Genomic DNA, 538 nt, shown 5'->3' with positions numbered 1-538 from the left:
GGGAGACCTGAAGCGGTAGGTTAAAGACACCGTTAGGGTAAAATCGGCGACTGGGGCTAAGTCGTAACAAGGTAGCCGTACCGGAAGGTGCGGCTGGAACACCTCCTTTCTGGAGACGAGAAACTCTGCTTTTAGTTTATCTTTATCATATATTTTTAAATGTAGGGGCTTGTAGCTCAGGTGGTTAGAGCGCTACACTGATAATGTAGAGGTCCGTGGTTCGAGTCCACGCAGGCCCACTAAATTTAAAAAAACATTGTGAATGTATTTGGATTTGTAATTTGATTACACTACTTTTGCACTCCGAAAAAAACAAAAAAATACTTGGGGGATTAGCTCAGCTGGCTAGAGCACCTGCCTTGCACGCAGGGGGTCAACGGTTCGAATCCGTTATTCTCCACATTACGAATAAAGATTCGTAACGAGTTCATTGACATATTGAGAAGCAAAAGAGAATAAGAATAAACCGCGCAAGCGAATTAAGGGCGCATGGAGGATACCTAGGCTCTCAGAGGCGATGAAGGACGTGATAAGCTGC

At 44.8% G+C, this 538-nt stretch carries 2 tRNA genes and 1 rRNA gene; all 3 read left to right on the top strand.

The features are described from left to right. Positions 1-109, top strand: a 16S ribosomal RNA gene (locus RB622_RS30245); the annotation flags it as partial. Positions 110-165: 56 nt separating this feature from the next. Continuing rightward, positions 166-239 (top strand) — tRNA-Ile (locus RB622_RS30240). An 87-nt stretch (positions 240-326) separates the two neighbouring features. After that, positions 327-400: transfer RNA gene (locus tag RB622_RS30235), tRNA-Ala, on the top strand. The last annotated feature ends 138 nt before the right edge of the window (positions 401-538 follow it).

Source organism: Dyadobacter sp. LHD-138 (genome assembly GCF_030929615.1).
Taxonomy (GTDB): domain Bacteria; phylum Bacteroidota; class Bacteroidia; order Cytophagales; family Spirosomataceae; genus Dyadobacter.
Note: the sequence above shows the minus strand (reverse complement) of the source record. Positions and strands in the feature narration are given on the sequence as shown.